This window comes from Sphingosinicella rhizophila, from assembly GCF_032378825.1.
Taxonomy (GTDB): Bacteria; Pseudomonadota; Alphaproteobacteria; order Sphingomonadales; family Sphingomonadaceae; genus Allosphingosinicella; species Allosphingosinicella rhizophila.
Genome location: NZ_JAVUPU010000025.1, coordinates 1 through 706 on the forward strand (window position 1 = coordinate 1; position 706 = coordinate 706).

Below are 706 nucleotides of genomic sequence, written 5' to 3' on the forward strand. Positions count from 1 at the left end.
GCTGGTTCGCGAGCGCGGGGTTTCGATGGCACAGGCGGCGCGCGATCTCGATCTGCATGTGAACGTGCTGCGCAAGTGGGTTCGCGATCACGACGCGGATTCGGGCACGGCCTTTCCCGGCCACGGCGTGATGAAGCCCGAGCAGCAGGAGATTGAGCGGCTTCGCCGCGAGCTCGCCAGGATGAAGGCGGAGCGCGACATCCTAAAAAAAGCGGCGGCCTACTTCGCGAAGGACTCGATATGAGGTTTGCCTTCGTTGCGAAGCACCGGGGGATCTGGCCGATATCGTGGATCTGCGAGGCGCTCGGGGTCTCGCGCAGCGGCTTTCACGCTTGGCTGACAAGGGCGCCGAGCGCACGTTCTCGTAGCGACGAGACGCTTGGCGCGAAGGTCCGCGCGAGCTTCGTTGCGAGCGACCGCACTTACGGTTCGCGCCGCGTCTGGCATGATCTCCTGGCCGAAGGCCTTTCATGCGGCCTGCACCGCGTCGAGCGGCTGATGCGGCTTCATGGCCTCCGCGCCCGGCCGCGCCGCCGCGGTCTGCCAAAGGACGATGGCACACGCTCGGTGATCGCCGACAACGTGCTCGACCGTCAGTTCTTCGCCGATCGCCCCAACCAGAAATGGGTGGCGGACTTCACCTACATCTGGACCGCGCAAGGCTGGCTCTACGTAGCGGTCGTCATCGACCTGTTTTCGAGACGCG

The 706-nt window shown here is 65.3% G+C and carries 1 pseudogene; it reads left to right on the top strand.

Annotated features, from left to right (window positions below):
* Nucleotide 1 precedes the first annotated feature (1 nt).
* A pseudogene (locus RQX22_RS19235) lies at nucleotides 2-706 on the top strand (IS3 family transposase); the annotation flags it as partial.